Origin of the sequence: Pseudomonas ceruminis (genome assembly GCF_021602025.1) — a bacterium.
GTDB lineage: Bacteria > Pseudomonadota > Gammaproteobacteria > Pseudomonadales > Pseudomonadaceae > Aquipseudomonas > Aquipseudomonas ceruminis.
Genome location: NZ_BQHW01000054.1, coordinates 1 through 15,594 on the forward strand (window position 1 = coordinate 1; position 15,594 = coordinate 15,594).

The window sequence follows — 15,594 nt, forward strand, 5'->3', positions numbered from 1 at the left end:
CAATGCTGCTGGTACGGCCAGCAGATCGTCGATCGGGCCTTGCCCCCAGGTGACCTCGGCTGGGTCGATGCCATGGGCGAGCAAGGCCCGAGCCTGCTCGCGCCAGGTGCCGAAGCAGCCGCCGCAATCGAGTGCGATCACCCCCACAGCCCCATCTGCAGCGGAGCCTGCGGTTCGCGCAGGCGCTCGCGCAGCAGGCCGCTGCGCAGTTCGGCCTGGGCCGGGCGATAGTCGCTGGTGACGATGAACGGCCGCGCCTTGTCCAGCACGCAGCGCAGTTGGATCAGGTCGTCATAGCGCACGCGTCGCTCGCGGCGCAGGGCCACCAGCCGCTGCACACTGCGCAGGCCGATGCCGGGGATACGTGCCAACAAGGCAGGTTCGGCGCGGTTCACATCCAGTGGGAACACCTCTCGATTGGCCAGCGCCCACGCCAGCTTGGGGTCGATGTCCAGCGCCAGGTTGCCGCTCTGGCCAAGCAGCTCACCCGCTTTGTAGCCATACCCGCGCAACAGGAAATCCGCCTGGTACAGGCGGTGCTCGCGCAGCAGTGGCGGGGCCGCCAACGGCACGCTGCCAGGGCTGTCTGGGATCGGGCTGAAAGCTGAGTAGTACACGCGTTTGAGGCCGTACCCTTGGTACAGAGATTCGGCGTTGCGCAGCAGTGTGCTGTCGTCCGTGGCGTCGGCCCCTACGATGACCTGGGTGCTTTGCCCGGCCGGGGTGAAGCGCGGTGCTTTCGGTTCACCCGCCACGGCCTGTTGGCCCTGGTGGATGACGCCCATGGCCTGGCGAATGGTGCGCGCCTGTTTTTCCGGTGCCAGGCGCTTGAGGCTGGCCTCGGTGGGCAGTTCGATGTTCACGCTCAGGCGGTCTGCCAGGCGGCCGGCTTCTTCGATCAGCAGCGGGTCGGCGTCGGGGATGGTCTTGAGATGGATATAGCCACGGAAGTTGTGCTCTTCACGCAGCAGGCGCGCCACCCGGATCAGCTGCTCCATGGTGTAGTCGGCCGAGCGGATGATGCCGGAACTCAGGAACAGGCCACTGATGCAGTTGCGACGATAGAAGTCCAGGGTCAGGCGCACCACTTCCTCGGGTGTGAAGCGCGCCCGCGGCACATTGCTCGAGCGCCGGTTGACGCAATACTGGCAGTCGTACAGGCAGAAGTTGGTCAGCAGGACCTTGAGCAGCGACACGCAGCGGCCGTCGGGGGTGTAGCTGTGACAGATGCCCATGCCATCGGTGGCGCCCAGGCTGTCGCCGCCACGCGAGCTGCGTTTGGGCGCGCCGCTGCTGGCGCAAGAAGCGTCGTATTTGGCGGCGTCGGCCAGGATGCCGAGTTTGGCGATGAGTTGCATGGGATGTCTCGTGATACTGATTATTCATACAGTATTTTGAGATGCAGTCGATTGCAAGGGATAAAAATCGGCAGCGGTGGAGCACGTACAAGCGTGATACCCGACAAAAACCCTCAGCTAAGCTTGGTGCTGGACGTTACGGATAGCAACCTAGCAGGAGTAAACATGAACATCACGCTCAAGTCGAAACTTGCCCTGGCGGGCTTTACCTTGGCCTGGAGCGTGCTCAGCGCCCAGGCCGCCGAGAACAGGAAAGTCGATGTGCTGCTGGTGGGCGGGGGCATCATGAGTTCGACCCTGGCGGTGTGGCTCAATGAACTGGAGCCGGGCTGGTCGATGCAGATGGTCGAGCGGCTGGACAAGGTGGCGGAAGAAAGCTCCAACGGCTGGAACAACGCCGGCACCGGTCACTCGGCGCTGGCAGAGCTCAACTACACCCCGGAGAAGGACGGCAAGATCGATATCAGCAAGGCGGTGGAGATCAACGAGTCGTTCCAGATCACCCGCCAGTTTCTCGCCTGGCAGGTCAAGCAGGGCGTGCTGAAGAATCCTCATTCCTTCATCAATACCACCCCGCACATGAGCTTCGTCTGGGGTGATGACAACATCAGGTTCCTCAAGAAGCGTTACGAGGCGCTGCAGGCCAGCCCGCTGTTCAAACCTATGCAGTACTCCGAAGATCATGAGCAGATCCGCAAATGGGTACCGCTGATGATGGAGGGCCGTGACCCTAACCAGAAGCTGGCGGTGACCTGGACGCCGATCGGTACCGACGTCAACTTCGGCGAGATTACCCGCCAGTACGTGGCCTACCTGCAGAGCCGGCCGAATTTCGACCTGGCGTTGTCCAGCGAGGTCCAGGACATTACCCGTAACGATGATGGCTCCTGGCACGTGGAGTACAAGAACCTCAAGGACGGCAGCAAGGCGGCCACCGATGCCAAGTTCCTGTTCATCGGCGCTGGCGGTGCGGCGTTGCCCCTGCTGCAGAAGTCGGGGATCGAGGAGGCCAAGGATTATGCCGGCTTCCCGGTGGGCGGTTCCTTCCTGGTCACTGATAACCCGGCCATCGCCCAACGGCACATGGCCAAGGCTTACGGCATTGCCGCCACCGGTGCGCCGCCGATGTCGGTACCGCACTTGGATACCCGTGTCCTGGACGGCAAGCGGATGATCCTGTTCGGGCCGTTCGCGACCTTCTCGACCAAGTTCCTCAAGCAGGGCTCACTGCTTGACCTGTTCGCCAGCGTCAACGTGCACAACACCTGGCCGATGGTGCGTGTGGGCGTGCGCGAATTTGACCTGGTGCAGTACCTGGTCGGCCAGGTGCTGCAATCGGACGATGACCGTTTCGAAGCGTTGCGCACCTACTTCCCTGAAGCGAAGAAAGAGGATTGGCGGCTGTGGCAGGCTGGCCAGCGGGTGCAGATCATCAAGAAGGACGACAGCCAGGGCGGCGTGCTCAAACTGGGCACCGAAGTGGTCACGTCCAAGGACGGCACTATCGCCGGCCTGCTGGGTGCTTCGCCGGGTGCTTCGACCGCGGCACCGATCATGCTCGACCTGCTGAACAAGGTGTTCAAGGACAAGGTGGCCTCGCCGGACTGGCAAGCCAAGATCAAACAGATCGTGCCATCGTATGGCATACACCTGAACGATCATCCGGACCAGGTGCAGAAGGAGTGGGCGTACACCAATGAAGTGCTGCAGCTGAACCCTCCGACGGCGGGGCAGGTGCAGTAGCGTTTGCTCAGCAGCCCGTCGCCGGATTGCCCGCGACGGGCTGCAGCGGCCCCATTTCGGAACACACAGACAGCCTTGATTCTGAAGGCTCACTTTTTCATATGGTTTTCCACACGCTTCAAATCTTTAGCCAGTTGAATGCGCAACGCGGATATCAACTTTCGCGCGTTGTCTGCCAAGGGTTTTCCCGGGCGGAAAAGCAGAAGGCTGGTGAAGATCCTGAGAGCGTTGGCAGCAGGCCTGCTGAGTAGTGTGCAGGGCCGCGTGTCGTGGTGTACACGGAAAATAAGGCATCTAGACTTACAGACAGCCCGCTGCTGCTGTCATGGCGGCGAGTCCTCACCATTCATCCGACCACCGCCTCCCCGGACCGGACATCCCTCGCTGACGGTGGCCTTCTTGCAGAGGAGGGCAGGTCATGGACGAGGCAAGGCTTCACGATTTCATGGGTAAGCTGGTGGGCGACATGGGCGCTGCGGCGACCCTGGCCAATGTGATCCTCGGTGACGAACTGGGGCTGTACAAGGCCATGGCCGACAGCCAGCCGATAACACCCGAGGCACTGGCGGCAAAGGCCGGCTGCCACCCCCGGTTGGTGCGCGAATGGCTCAACGCTCAGGCCGCTTCTGGGTACATGGTGCATGACAAGGGCAGTTTCGTGCTGCCCGAGGAACAGGCCATGGCGCTGGCCCTGGAGGATTCCCCGGCCTACATGGCCGGTGGCGCGGCGGTGGTGGCGGCGCTGTTCCACGACAAGGACAAGCTGGTGGCGGCCATGCGCGGTGACGGCGGGCTGGCCTGGGGCGACCATCACCCGTGCATGTTCAGTGGCACTGAGCGCTTCTTCCGGCCTGGCTATCGGACGTTCTTGGTGGCTGAATGGCTACCGGCGCTGGAGGGTGTGGTTGCCAAGCTGCAGGCGGGGGCGAAGGTGGCGGACGTGGGCTGCGGGCATGGGGCTTCGACCCTGGTCATGGCGCAGGCCTATCCGGCTTCGAGGTTTGTCGGTTACGACTACCACGCGCCCTCCATCGCCACGGCTCGCGAGCGCGCCGGCGAGGCGGGTGTGTCGGAGCGGGTGAGTTTCCAGCAGGCCTCGGCCAAGGATTATCCAGGCCATGATCATGACCTGGTGTGTTTCTTCGATTGCCTGCATGACATGGGCGACCCGGTTGGCGCTGCCCGGCACGCCTACCGCGCGTTGAAGGCTGACGGTACGGTGATGCTGGTGGAGCCTTATGCCGAAGATTCGCTCGACGGCAATCTCACGCCGGTGGGGCGCTTGTTCTATGCGGCATCGACGTTCATCTGCACACCCAACTCGCTGTCCCAGGAGGTCGGGCTTGGGCTGGGCGCTCAAGCGGGGGAAGCGCGGTTGCGCGCGGTGTTCGAGGAGGCGGGCTTCACACGTTTCCGGCGCGCAACGCAAACGCCGTTCAATCTGATTCTGGAGGCGAGGAAGTAGGTTTTTCCGGCAGAAGTTGACCCAATTTCTGTGGGGCGGGCGTGCCCCGCGAACACTGGCGAAGCCGGTGCCAGCCACCGCGCTGCCTGTTTCGCAGGACGACGCCACTCCCACAGGTTTGGGCGCTGGCAAGCGCTAGACCCCGCCACCCACGGCCGACAGACAAAAAGAAAGGGCGCCCAGTAGGCGCCCTTTCTTCTTTTTGCTGCTTAGGCTTCGGCGTCCCAAGGACGATCGCCTTTTTCATCTTTCACGCGGGTCGGCAGGCCCATCACGTCCAGGGCCTTGAGGAACGGCTCGGCTGGCAGCTCTTCGACGTTGACCATGCGCTTGGCATCCCACTCGCCACGGGCGACCAGCAGCGCAGCGGCCACTGGAGGTACACCGGCGGTGTAGGAAATACCTTGGCTGTCGGTCTCGGCGTAGGCTTCTTCGTGGTCGGCCACGTTGTAGATGAACACTTCGCGCGGCTGACCGTTCTTGGTGCCTTTGACCAAGTCACCGATGCAGGTCTTGCCGGTGTAGCCAGGGGCCAGCGAGGCCGGGTCTGGCAGTACGGCCTTGACCACTTTCAGCGGCACCACTTCCAGGCCTTCAGCGGTCTTGACCGGCTGCTCGGAGAGCAGGCCCAGGTTCTTCAGCACGGTGAACACGTTGATGTAGTGTTCGCCGAAGCTCATCCAGAAGCGCACGTTCGGCACGTCGAGGTTCTTCGAGATCGAATGCACCTCGTCGTGGCCGGTCAGGTACAGGTTCTGCGAACCCACCACCGGCAGGTCGTCGGTACGCTTGACCTCGAACATGGTGTTGCTGGTCCACTGGCTGTTCTGCCAGCTCCACACTTGCCCGGTGAACTCGCGGAAGTTGATTTCCGGGTCGAAGTTGGTGGCAAAGTACTTGCCGTGGGACCCCGCATTGACGTCGAGAATGTCGATCGAATCAATGCGGTCGAAATACTGTTGCTGCGCCAGTTTGGCGTAGCTGTTCACCACACCCGGGTCGAAACCGACGCCGAGAATGGCGGTAATGTTCTTCTGCTGGCACTCTTCCAGGTGTTTCCACTCGTAGTTGCCATACCAGGGCGGGGTTTCGCAGATTTTGCCCGGTTCTTCGTGGATCGCGGTGTCCAGGTAGGCCACACCGGTATCGATGCAGGCACGCAGCACCGACATGTTGAGGAAGGCGGAACCGACGTTGATCACGATCTGCGATTCGGTCTCGCGGATCAGTGCCTTGGTCGCCTCGACATCGAGGGCGTTGAGCGAGAAGGCCTGGATGTCGGCGGGTACCTTGAGGCTACCCTTGGCCTTGACGCTGTCGATGATGGCCTGGCATTTGGAGATGTTCCGTGACGCGATAGCGATACGACCCAGTTCGTCGTTATGCTGCGCGCACTTGTGGGCCACCACCTTGGCGACACCTCCTGCACCAATGATAAGAACGTTCTTCTTCAATTTACCTGTTGCTCCTTACTTTTGGGGCCGGTCTTACGACAGGCTGGAAACGTAGTCTTCGAAACCGAACTCGCGCACCAGTTCGACGCTGCCGTCGAGCTGTCGGACCGCGATGGAAGGCATTTTCAGACCGTTGAACCAGTTTTTCTTGACCATGGTGTAACCCGCCGTGTCGATGAACGACAGGCGATCGCCGATGGCCAGCGGACGATCGAATTGGTACTCGCCGAAGATGTCGCCGGCCAGGCACGATTTACCGCAGACCATGTAGGTGTGCTCGCCATCGTTGGGGGCCATCTTGGCGTTGAGGCGGTAGATCAGCAGGTCGAGCAGGTGCGCTTCGATCGAGCTGTCGACCACGGCCAGGTGCTTGCCGTTGTAGAGGGTATCGAGCACGGTCACTTCCAGCGAGGCACTGTTGGTGATCGCGGCTTCGCCAGGCTCCAGGTAGACCTGTACGCCGTAGTGTTCCGAGAACGCCTTCAAGCGCGCGCAGAACGCATCGACCGCATAGTCTTCACCCGTGAAATGGATGCCGCCACCGAGGCTGACCCATTCCACCTTGTGCAGCAGGTGGCCGAAACGCTCTTCGATGTGGGTGAGCATCTTGTCGAACAGGCCGAAGTCACCGTTCTCGCAGTTGTTGTGGAACATGAAGCCGGAGATCTGCGCGATCACTTTCTCGATCTTTTCCGGGTCCCACTCACCGAGGCGGCTGAACGGGCGCGCCGGGTCGGCCAGCAGGTAGTCGGAACTGCTCACCTGCGGGTTGACGCGCAGGCCGCGGACCTTGCCCTCGGACTGCTCGGCGAAGCGCTGCAACTGGCCGATCGAGTTGAAGATGATCTTGTCGCAGTTCTCGAGCATTTCCTCGACCTCGTCGTCGGCCCAGGCCACGCTGTAGGCATGGGTCTCGCCGGCGAACTTCTGGCGGCCGAGCTTGAGCTCATACAGCGACGAAGAGGTGGTGCCGTCCATGTACTGCTGCATCAGGTCGAACACCGACCAGGTGGCGAAGCACTTGAGGGCGAGCAGTGCCTTGGCACCGGAGTGTTCGCGCACGTAGGCGATCTTCTCCATGTTGCTCAGCAGCTTGGTTTTATCGATGAGGTAGTACGGCGTCTTGATCATTTAAAGGCCCCCGGCCAGGCCGGCCAAAAAAAGGACACGCATTGTGCCTTCCCTTGCCGCATATCGAAAGGGCGAGATGCGCATTTCGTCGAGCTTGCGGTCAGCGTGAGGGAATTTTCCCCCGTGCGACAAACTCATTGGAACACGCCTGTGTGAACATCCTGATAGCGGGCAGGCAGAACAAGGAGATTCCGATGAGCAGCCGTACCAGAACACTCAAGGACGGGGGATGGGCATGAAGATCGGGGTCATTGCCGACACGCACGGGTTGCTGCGCCCCGAAGCGATTGACGCGCTGGTGGGGTGCGAGCTGATCGTACATGCCGGCGACATCGGCAAACCGCAGGTGCTCGAAGTGCTCGAGGCACTGGCGCCATTGCGGGTGGTGCGTGGCAACAACGATTTGAAACTGCCGTGGGCGGCGCAGCTGGCCGATGAGCTGCGCTTCGACCTGGCAGGCCGACAAACCCTGCTGGTGCACGACATTGCCGATGTGCCGCATGAACTGGACGCCGCGGTACAGGTAGTGATCACCGGGCACTCGCACAAGCCGATGATCGACTGGCGCGAAGGGCGTTTGTACCTGAACCCGGGAAGCGCCGGGCCACGGCGGTTCAAACTGCCGGTGACCGTGGCGGTGATTGAAATTGAAGGGGAGGTGCTGGTGCCGCAGATCATTGCGTTATTGGATTGACCTCTCGGCCGCTTCGCGGACAAGCCTGTGAGGCGGCCGGAGGATGCTGCCTCAATCGACCTGCTTCAACCACGCCTGGATCTGCTCCAGTGTCGCCGTAGCGCCGCCACAAACCACGACCAGTACATTACTGTAACCGTCCAGTTTCCCCGCCTCGTAGGTTACCGCCAACGCCGCTCCACAGGCCGGTTCCACCAGCACCCGATGGTCAGCCAGGAAACGCTCACACGCTTGCAGCGCCGCGCGGTCACTGACCAGCACACTGTGCACGGGATGTTCGCGTACGCACGCCATGGCCTGGTCGGCCACACGCTTGGCGCCCAGCGAGGTCGCCACCGAAGCTAGGCGCTCAAGCTCCACCGGGTGACCGGCTTGTACCGCCGCATGCAACGAGGCCGCGCCTTCGGTTTCCACTGCCACCACCGGTACATCATCCCAGCCGTTGCGCTTGAGGCCTTCCACAACGCCACTGAGCAGGCCACCGCCGCCCACCGACAGCACCACGGCATCAGGCTTGTAGCCGGTAGCGGCGACTTCATCGATCAGGCTGGCATGCCCGGCCCACAGCAGTGGGTCGTCGAACGGGTGGATAAAGGCATCGTGCGGCCCGATCAACGTTTGGGCCAGGGCGTTGGCTTCCTGCCAGGAACTGCCATGTACCACCACTTTTGCATCCTCCTGATGCAACAGCTCCTTGGCCCGCTCGGTGGTGGTCTCGGGTACCACGACCGTCACCGGCACGCCGAGTTTGCGACCGGCGTATGCCACTGCCAGGCCGGCGTTGCCACCGGACGAGGAGACGAAGTGCCGCGCACCACGGGCATGGTGGACTTCGCAGGCATGGCCCACCCCGCGCAGCTTGAACGAACCGCAGGGCTGCAGGGCGTCGAGCTTGAGCCAGACCGTTCGGCTGGCGGCCAGCGATAGCGGGCGGGATTCGATCAGGGGTGTCTGGATATGCAGGGTCATTGGCTCGCTCCGCGTAGATGTTCAAGGTAGTTGTAAATGGTATATCGGGTCACGCCGAGGGCCGCTGCAGCCTTCTCCACGCCACCCTTGACGATGAACAGGCCGCGCTCCTGCATCACTCGTACAGCCTCCACCTTCGCCTGCCTGTTCATGCGGGCCTGGCCCGTGCGCTGCAGCGCATCTTCAATGATCTCACCCATCAGCAGTGCCATGTCAGCGGGTTCGCTTGTGCTGACCGGGGCCGCTACGGCGCCCACTGGCTGCAACTGCTGGAGAAAGCTCAATGCGGCGTCCAGGTCGGTGACATCGGTGTTGATGCACAAGCTGGCGAACGGGTGGCCGGTGCTGTCGCGAAAGATCGCCGTGGCGCTGCGCAGGGTGCGGCCTTTGAGGGTGGTAGGGTAGTCGGGCAACACCACAGGCTCGCAACCCTGCTGGCTGGCAGGGGCCTGCATCAGGGTTTTGAAGCCTTGGTCCTGTTCAGGGGCCGCGAGAATCGGGCTGCCGACCACACGGCCAGAGAGATGGCCGTTGACGATCGCCACCACGGAGTGTTCCGGGTGGTCAAGGTCATGCAGGAGGATTTCCATGTTACGCGCAGCGACGCTGCCCAGCGCCTGGATGGCGGCTTTCAGTACAGTGAGGGTGAGCTGCCGTTCGTGGCTTACCGATAGGCCCATGCCAACATCCTTTATCAACGATTTGTTGATAGTTGCACAGAATGTTGAATTTTGCGAGCGGCCTCTACAGGCCCATCGAGGGATTAACAGGGTGTGAGGTAGCTCGCCGGGCGGAGACCGGAAGGGGCCGCTGATCGCGGCCCCGAAAGGTTCAGCCCAGTGCTGGGGTACGCGGCGGGATCATGCGGCGCGAGCCGGTCGATTCGAACGCGGCAGCGAATTTCAACAGATTGTTGTCGCTGTATGCCTGGCCGGCGAAGGTCAGCCCCACCGGCATGCCGATGTCGGCCATCACACCCATTGGCACGGTCACCGTGGGTACGCCCAAATGGCGGATAGCGAGGTTGCCGTTGGCTACCCAGATGCCATTGCTCCAGGCGATGTCCGCTGATGCAGGATTGACGTCGGCATCGGCCGGGCCTACATCGGCGACGGTGGGGAACAGCACTGCATCCAGGCCTTGGGCGTCCATCCAGTCCTCCAGGTCCAGCTTGCGGGTTTTCTCCAGCCCGCGCAGGCCGTCGGGCAGGGTTTCGATCTGGTCCCAGGTCTTCAGGCCGCGCTTGGCCATGTTGACATACTCGTCCATACCTGCCGCCAGGTCGTCCTCACGGTTGGGCAGGGTGCCCGGATCGTGCGGGAAGATCTGTGGGCCATCGACGTCGGCCAGGCGATTGAGCTTGGGGTCGTTGTTGGCGCGCAGGAAGTCGTCGAAGCCCCAGCCGGACAATTCCCACAACTCATCATGCAGGAACTGTTTGCTGACGATGCCACGGTTGTACACGGTGGGGGCACCCGGGCGGTCGCCTTCACAGTTGGATACCAGTGGGAAGTCCACTTCCAGCACTTGGGCGCCGGCGGCTTCGAGGGCCTGGCGGGCCTGTTGCCACAGCTCGATGACCGAGTCGCGGGTCTTGATGCGCTGGCCGGTCGGGCCGCCGATGCCGGGTTTTTCGCAAGTGCCGGCTTCGGGGTCGGCGTTGATGTACATGCGCGGTACGCCGAATCGCTTGCCCTTGAGAACGCTGGTATCCACTGCCAGGTCCAGGTAGGACGCCGGGCGTACCGAGGAGGCGGCCGGGATCGGCACCCAGGGTTGCAGGCGCCACAGGTCGCCGCGGGTGTCAGGGTCGTCGGCAACCACGACGTCGAGGATTTCCAGCAGGTCGGCCATGGTACGGGCGTAGGGCACCACCACGTCCATGGTCGGCGTCAGTGGCCAGTTGCCACGCACCGAGATCACGCCACGCGAGGGGGTGTAGGCGCACAGGCCGTTGTTCGAGGCAGGGCCGCGGCCGCTCGACCAGGTTTCTTCGGCCAGGCCGAAGGCGCTGAAACTCGCTGCCGTGGCGGTGCCGGCGCCGTTGGACGAGCCGGAGGCGAACGGCGCGGTCAGGTAGTTGGCGTTGTACGGGCTTTCAGCGCGGCCGTAGACGCCACGCTGCATGCCACCGTTGGCCATGGGCGGCATGTTGGTCTTGCCCAGGCAGATGGCGCCGCCGGCGCGCAGGCGCTCGACAGTGAACGCATCGCGCTGGGCGACCAGGTCCTTGAATGCCGGGCTGCCGGACGCGGCGGTCAGGCCCTTGACCAGGTAGCTGTCCTTGGCGGTGTAGGGGATGCCGTCCAGCGGGCCGAGCAGTTCGCCACGGGCGCGGCGTGCGTCGGAAGCCTCGGCTTCCTTGAGCGCTTCAGGGTTGCGGACCACCACGGCATTCAGGGCAGTGGTGGTGTCGGCTCCATCGTAGGCGTCGATACGCGCCAGGTAGGCCTTGACCAGCTCGACCGCCGTCGTGCGGCCCGCTTGGAGCGCGTCGCGCAGCTCGGCAATGGAAACCTCGGTTACCTCGATCATGCTTTCACCAAAAATTGTGCAGGTGGGGGCGTTTGCGAGGAGTGTACAAGAAGGGATCGGGGGAAGCAGGCTTGCGCAGGAGAAATGGTTTTTTGCAACGGGGCACTGTTGGGGCCGCATGGCGGCCCCTGTGGACTCAATCCAGGTCCGCCGCTGAATGCCGTTCGGGCACCTGGCTGTCTTCGTCCCCCCAGGTACGGTTGACCCGGGTACCGCGCTGCACGGCCGGGCGTAGGGCGATCTCCTCGGCCCAACGCTGCACGTGCGGATACTCATGCACCGCCAGGAACTCCGCTGCCCCATACAGGTTGCCGCGCACCAGTTGGCCATACCATGGCCACACGGCGATATCGGCGATGCTGTACGTGTCGCCACCCAGGTAGCGGCTCTCGGCCAGGCGCCGCTCCAGCACATCCAGCTGGCGCTTGGCCTCCATGGTGAAACGGTTGATGGCGTATTCGAACTTCTCTGGCGCATACACATAGAAGTGGCCAAAACCACCGCCCAGATACGGCGCCGAGCCCATCTGCCAGAACAACCAGTTCAGGCTCTCGGCACGGGCTGGCGCAGCCTTGGGCAGCAACGCGCCGAATTTTTCCGCCAGGTACAGCAGGATCGACCCCGACTCGAACACCCGCACGGGCGGCTCGACGCTGCGGTCGAGCAGGGCAGGGATCTTCGAATTGGGGTTGACCTGCACGAAGCCGCTGGAGAACTGCTCGCCTTCGCCGATGCGGATCAGCCAGGCGTCGTACTCGGCACCGCTGTGGCCAAGGGCGAGCAACTCTTCAAGGAGGATGGTGACCTTGACGCCGTTGGGGGTGGCCAGCGAGTACAGCTGCAAAGGGTGCTTGCCGACAGGCAGTTCCTTGTCGTGGGTCGGGCCGGCGATCGGCCGGTTGATGCTGGCGAACTGGCCGCCGGAGGCTGCGTCGTTGCGCCAGACTTTGGGCGGAACATAGGGTGGCTTGCTCATGCATGCACTCCTTCAAACGCGCAAGACGGTCACGTACAGACGTGGACCTGCATCTATGCCATGGGTTCGCACCGCTGCGCAATTGCATTGGCTGCACGCGCCAGCTGCATGCGGGTGGCTTGGTCATGGATGCGCGGCCATACGCACCGCCTTGGCCATCTCGGTGGCCAGGGCTCGGCTCATGCCGTCAAGCGTGCGGCCACGGCGCGTGACGATCTGGATATCAGTGGCGTTCATTGCCTGGCAATCGATGGCCAGTGCCTTGAAGGTACCGTACTTGAGCTCGTCGATGATCGGCAATTCGGCCAGTAACGTCGCGCCCAGTCCAGAACGGACGAAATCGAGGATCACCGCCAGCGAATTGGAGGTCAGCGTTGGCACGATGTTGAAGCCATGCCCCTTGCAGGCGGCATCCACCAGCTCGCGTACGCGAAAGTTGGCCCCGGGCAGCACCAGCGATTCGCGGGCGACCTCCTCAAGGGTGACGGTAGTGCGCTTGGCCAGCCGGCTGTCGCGGTGAACGATCATGCGCAGCGGTTGCGCCAGGCTGAAAAGCCGGGTCAGGCGCGCAGTCGGGCTGGGCGCGAAAACCACACCCAGGTGCGCTTGGTCGGCCATCACCATGCGCTGCACTTCCAGCGACGGCGCGCTGATGATTTCGGCTTTGTGGGCCCCGTGAGCCTGCAAGAAGCCTTGTAGCGAGTTGATCGCCCGGGCGCCGAGCAGGCCTTCGCCGATGGCAATCACGGTGGAGGCCTGCTGCTGGTCGCGCAGTTCGTCCAGGCGGCTGACCAACTGGGCGTGCTGGCGGATGCGTTCGATGTAGTAGTCCACGGCCGCTTCACCGGCAGTGGTCAGGCTGATGCGGTGGGTGCCGGGGCGCACCAGTTCGATGCCCAGCTCTTGCTCCAGCCTGGCGATCTGCCGGCTGACCGAAGAGGTGGCGACGCCCAGCGCTTCGGCGGCGGCGCGCATGGAGCCCTTGTCATGGCTCAGGTGCAGGTAGCGCAGGCGATGGTCCTGCAGATCGATATGGCGGGTGGGCATGACCTCGACCTCGGGGTAATCACGGCAGGCATTGGCGTGTCCCCGTCGGTCCTGGCGGGGGCTGGCTTGATTGTTGTTTTTAGGCGCGGCGCGGGTTGGCCGGCGTAGTCGTGCTCCATGCCAGGCCATCCTACACCAGCTTTTTTCTGTTCGAAATCATGTGAAAAGTGGACTAAAAATTTTTCTGCATATTGGCGTGCCCGGTTAGTTTTTTTGGTTGTGTAGCTGCCTTGGTCTTTCATGCAAAAAAGACTTTGAATTCAAGGAAATAACATGGGTTTCAGACAGCTTTGCGGCTGATATCAAGGAGCGTTGTGTGTTTTTAAGCGTGAAAATTCAATTGACAATTCACGTAATTGATCGCAAATTTTCGCCACCGGCACACAAAACAAGAGAGACAGACCATGCCGCCCGAACCCGCCTTTGCTCCCCTGCGTGGCCGCCGCTTGCCCTTAGCCAGCTCAGCCATTTCGCCGCCTGCCATTTCCTACAAGCATCAGTACAAGAACCGCGCCTGAGACGGAGAATGTCCATGGATTCGCTTTGCCTGCGTGCCGCGCCCGTGTCGGCGCTTGCCTCCGGCCCTGCCTTCGAGGCCCTGCTTGAGGGTGTTCGTGATCGAGCCCGACTGGGTGAGTTCGATCGCCAGCGCCACATTTCCCGCGATGTGATCGATGCCTTCAAGGCCCACGGTGTGTACCGCGCCCTGGTGCCCAAACGCTTCGGTGGCTTGGAATGCTCCCCGGGCGCGTTCTGCGAGATGATTGAGCGCATCTCCCATGCCGACGGCTCGGCCGGTTGGGTGGCCAGCTTTGGCATGAGCCCGGTGTATCTGGCCGCGCTGCCACTGGAGACCATCGCCGAGATCTACCGCAATAGCCCCGATACTGTCTTCGCCGGCGGCATCTTCCCACCGCAGCCTGCTGAAATCGTTGCCGGTGGCTTCAAGGTCAACGGTCGCTGGAAGTACTCCAGCGGCTCTGTGGGCGCCGACATCGTTGGCGTCGGTATCGCCCCGCGCAACGGCGACAAGCTTGACCTGCCGCGCCTGGCAGTGATGCCACGCCACCAGGCGCGCATCGAAGAGACCTGGGACACCGTAGGCCTGCTCGGAACCGGCAGCCACGACCTGCTGGTCGAGGATGTGGTGGTCGGCGAGCAGTGGACCTTCGTGCGCGGTGGCACGCCCAACCTGGATGAGCCGTTCTTCCGTTACCCGTCGCTGTCGTTCGCCACCCAGGTGCTGTCGGTAGTCGGCCTGGGCATTGCCCGTGCCGCGCTGGACGAACTGTCGGGCATGGCCAGCGGACGTATTTCGGTGACCGGCGCTCCGGCGTTGGCAGACCGGCCGCTGGCCCAGGTCGATGTGGCCAAGGCCGAGGCCGCGCTGCGCTCGGCCCGCGCATTTTTCTACGAGTCCATCGAGCGGGCCTGGGAGCACGTGCTGGCGGGCGACCCGGTGCCGGTCGAGGTGACCAACCTGCTGCGCCTGTCTTCGACCCATGCCGCGCGGGTGGCGGCCGAGGTGGCCCGCAGCGCGCAGATGCTCTCGGGCATGACCGGCATCTACAACCAAAGCCCGCTGGCCCGTTGTGTCAACGATGCCCAGGTGGTCACCCAGCACGCCTTCATGGGCGACGTCACCTACCAGAACGCCGGGGCGATGTTCTTCGGTAAACAACCCCTTCCGGGCTACCTGTAACTTTCGGGATATTTGTCATGAGCGATAAGAAAACCTTGCGCGTGCTGTTCTGCATGGGCATCAACCAGAACTTCTTCGATGCGCCGCGTGAAGAGCAGTTGCACGTGTGGGCCGCCTTCAGCGCGATGTGGAACGGTATTCACGACCTGGTCGGGGTGCACGTGCTGGGCAACATGGACGACGACCAGAGCATGGTCGGCCCCTCCGACGGCTACCCCTGGACCACCTACCTGTTGGCCGACGTGCCGGACATCGAAACCGTGCACGCGGCCTGCAATCTGTTCCGCACCACGGCGGTGGGCGAGGGCCCTTACAAACTGTGGCGCTACGCCAAGGTCGAGGCCCGTGTTGGCCGCGAACTGATCATCCAGCGCGCCTGATGTGAGGAATATGCCGTGAGCCACCTGATCCCCGCCGTCAACCTGGCGATCGACCCGGCCGAGCTGGTACAGCCCGACCGTGTCCACACCTCCCTCTACACCGACCCGGCGCTGTTCGACGCCGAGCTGGAAAAGATTTT

13 protein-coding genes and 1 pseudogene are annotated in these 15,594 nt (G+C 62.9%); 5 read left to right on the top strand and 9 right to left on the bottom strand.

The window, feature by feature from the left end:
* Both L6D80_RS30590 and L6D80_RS29550 read right to left on the bottom strand, forming a co-directional pair.
* Positions 1 to 147: pseudogene (locus L6D80_RS30590) on the bottom strand (TIGR03915 family putative DNA repair protein); the annotation flags it as partial.
* A complete protein-coding gene (locus L6D80_RS29550; protein ID WP_054901599.1) occupies positions 138 to 1,358 on the bottom strand; it encodes a putative DNA modification/repair radical SAM protein in 1,221 nt (406 codons plus the stop codon). The pseudogene L6D80_RS30590 and the gene L6D80_RS29550, both read right to left, overlap by 10 nt.
* A 165-nt stretch (positions 1,359 to 1,523) precedes the next feature.
* Between L6D80_RS29550 and mqo the strand changes: the two genes are divergently transcribed.
* On the top strand, positions 1,524 to 3,101 hold the full coding sequence (gene mqo, locus L6D80_RS29555; protein ID WP_182387458.1) for a malate dehydrogenase (quinone): 1,578 nt from the start codon (positions 1,524 to 1,526) through the stop codon (positions 3,099 to 3,101).
* Between the two features lie 418 nt (positions 3,102 to 3,519).
* Entirely contained in the window at positions 3,520 to 4,566 is a 1,047-nt protein-coding gene (locus tag L6D80_RS29560; RefSeq protein ID WP_054901601.1) for a class I SAM-dependent methyltransferase, read from the top strand.
* A 209-nt stretch (positions 4,567 to 4,775) separates the two neighbouring features.
* Here the strand turns inward: L6D80_RS29560 and L6D80_RS29565 are convergent, their stop codons facing one another.
* Together L6D80_RS29565 and L6D80_RS29570 are read right to left on the bottom strand one after the other, a co-directional pair.
* Positions 4,776 to 6,020, bottom strand: a complete 1,245-nt coding sequence (locus L6D80_RS29565) for a saccharopine dehydrogenase family protein (protein WP_054901602.1) — start codon at positions 6,018 to 6,020, stop codon at positions 4,776 to 4,778.
* A 33-nt stretch (positions 6,021 to 6,053) separates the two neighbouring features.
* Positions 6,054 to 7,151, bottom strand: coding sequence for a carboxynorspermidine decarboxylase (locus tag L6D80_RS29570; protein WP_054901603.1), 1,098 nt, complete (start codon positions 7,149 to 7,151; stop codon positions 6,054 to 6,056).
* A 235-nt stretch (positions 7,152 to 7,386) separates the two neighbouring features.
* Between L6D80_RS29570 and L6D80_RS29575 the strand changes: the two genes are divergently transcribed.
* A complete protein-coding gene (locus L6D80_RS29575; protein WP_176517052.1) occupies positions 7,387 to 7,845 on the top strand; it encodes a metallophosphoesterase family protein in 459 nt (152 codons plus the stop codon).
* 51 nt (positions 7,846 to 7,896) lie between these two features.
* Here L6D80_RS29575 and L6D80_RS29580 read toward each other — a convergent pair whose 3' ends face one another.
* The 5 genes from L6D80_RS29580 to L6D80_RS29600 form a co-directional block, all read right to left on the bottom strand.
* Complete coding sequence (locus L6D80_RS29580; protein WP_054901604.1) at positions 7,897 to 8,814, bottom strand: pyridoxal-phosphate dependent enzyme; 918 nt, start codon at positions 8,812 to 8,814, stop codon at positions 7,897 to 7,899.
* Complete coding sequence (locus L6D80_RS29585) at positions 8,811 to 9,494, bottom strand: helix-turn-helix transcriptional regulator (RefSeq protein ID WP_176517036.1); 684 nt, start codon at positions 9,492 to 9,494, stop codon at positions 8,811 to 8,813. The genes L6D80_RS29580 and L6D80_RS29585 overlap by 4 nt, the downstream gene beginning before the upstream one ends.
* A gap of 151 nt (positions 9,495 to 9,645) precedes the next feature.
* Complete coding sequence (locus L6D80_RS29590; RefSeq protein WP_054901606.1) at positions 9,646 to 11,349, bottom strand: amidase; 1,704 nt, start codon at positions 11,347 to 11,349, stop codon at positions 9,646 to 9,648.
* Between the two features lie 136 nt (positions 11,350 to 11,485).
* The gene (gene yghU / locus L6D80_RS29595; protein WP_054901607.1) at positions 11,486 to 12,325 is read right to left on the bottom strand and encodes a glutathione-dependent disulfide-bond oxidoreductase; all 840 of its coding nucleotides are present in this window, start codon (positions 12,323 to 12,325) and stop codon (positions 11,486 to 11,488) included.
* 123 nt (positions 12,326 to 12,448) lie between these two features.
* Complete coding sequence (locus L6D80_RS29600; RefSeq protein ID WP_190977272.1) at positions 12,449 to 13,372, bottom strand: LysR family transcriptional regulator; 924 nt, start codon at positions 13,370 to 13,372, stop codon at positions 12,449 to 12,451.
* Between the two features lie 532 nt (positions 13,373 to 13,904).
* Between L6D80_RS29600 and iacA the strand changes: the two genes are divergently transcribed.
* The gene (gene iacA / locus L6D80_RS29605; protein ID WP_182387462.1) at positions 13,905 to 15,074 is read left to right on the top strand and encodes an indole-3-acetate monooxygenase; all 1,170 of its coding nucleotides are present in this window, start codon (positions 13,905 to 13,907) and stop codon (positions 15,072 to 15,074) included.
* A 17-nt stretch (positions 15,075 to 15,091) separates the two neighbouring features.
* Positions 15,092 to 15,454 (top strand): IacB protein, encoded by a 363-nt coding sequence (locus tag L6D80_RS29610; RefSeq protein ID WP_176516630.1) that lies wholly within the window; start codon positions 15,092 to 15,094, stop codon positions 15,452 to 15,454.
* The last annotated feature ends 140 nt before the right edge of the window (positions 15,455 to 15,594 follow it).

Excerpts from the sequence above, each read along its gene's own strand:
- L6D80_RS29580 (WP_054901604.1), bottom strand. The coding sequence starts at position 8,814 with ATGACCCTGCATATCCAGACACCCCTGATCGAATCCCGCCCGCTATCG.
- L6D80_RS29575 (WP_176517052.1), top strand. The coding sequence starts at position 7,387 with ATGAAGATCGGGGTCATTGCCGACACGCACGGGTTGCTGCGCCCCGAA.
- L6D80_RS29560 (WP_054901601.1), top strand. The coding sequence starts at position 3,520 with ATGGACGAGGCAAGGCTTCACGATTTCATGGGTAAGCTGGTGGGCGAC.
- L6D80_RS29600 (WP_190977272.1), bottom strand. The coding sequence starts at position 13,372 with ATGCCCACCCGCCATATCGATCTGCAGGACCATCGCCTGCGCTACCTG.
- L6D80_RS29610 (WP_176516630.1), top strand. The coding sequence starts at position 15,092 with ATGAGCGATAAGAAAACCTTGCGCGTGCTGTTCTGCATGGGCATCAAC.
- L6D80_RS29585 (WP_176517036.1), bottom strand. The coding sequence starts at position 9,494 with ATGGGCCTATCGGTAAGCCACGAACGGCAGCTCACCCTCACTGTACTG.
- iacA (WP_182387462.1), top strand. The coding sequence starts at position 13,905 with ATGGATTCGCTTTGCCTGCGTGCCGCGCCCGTGTCGGCGCTTGCCTCC.
- L6D80_RS29570 (WP_054901603.1), bottom strand. The coding sequence starts at position 7,151 with ATGATCAAGACGCCGTACTACCTCATCGATAAAACCAAGCTGCTGAGC.
- L6D80_RS29550 (WP_054901599.1), bottom strand. The coding sequence starts at position 1,358 with ATGCAACTCATCGCCAAACTCGGCATCCTGGCCGACGCCGCCAAATAC.
- L6D80_RS29590 (WP_054901606.1), bottom strand. The coding sequence starts at position 11,349 with ATGATCGAGGTAACCGAGGTTTCCATTGCCGAGCTGCGCGACGCGCTC.
- yghU (WP_054901607.1), bottom strand. The coding sequence starts at position 12,325 with ATGAGCAAGCCACCCTATGTTCCGCCCAAAGTCTGGCGCAACGACGCA.
- mqo (WP_182387458.1), top strand. The coding sequence starts at position 1,524 with ATGAACATCACGCTCAAGTCGAAACTTGCCCTGGCGGGCTTTACCTTG.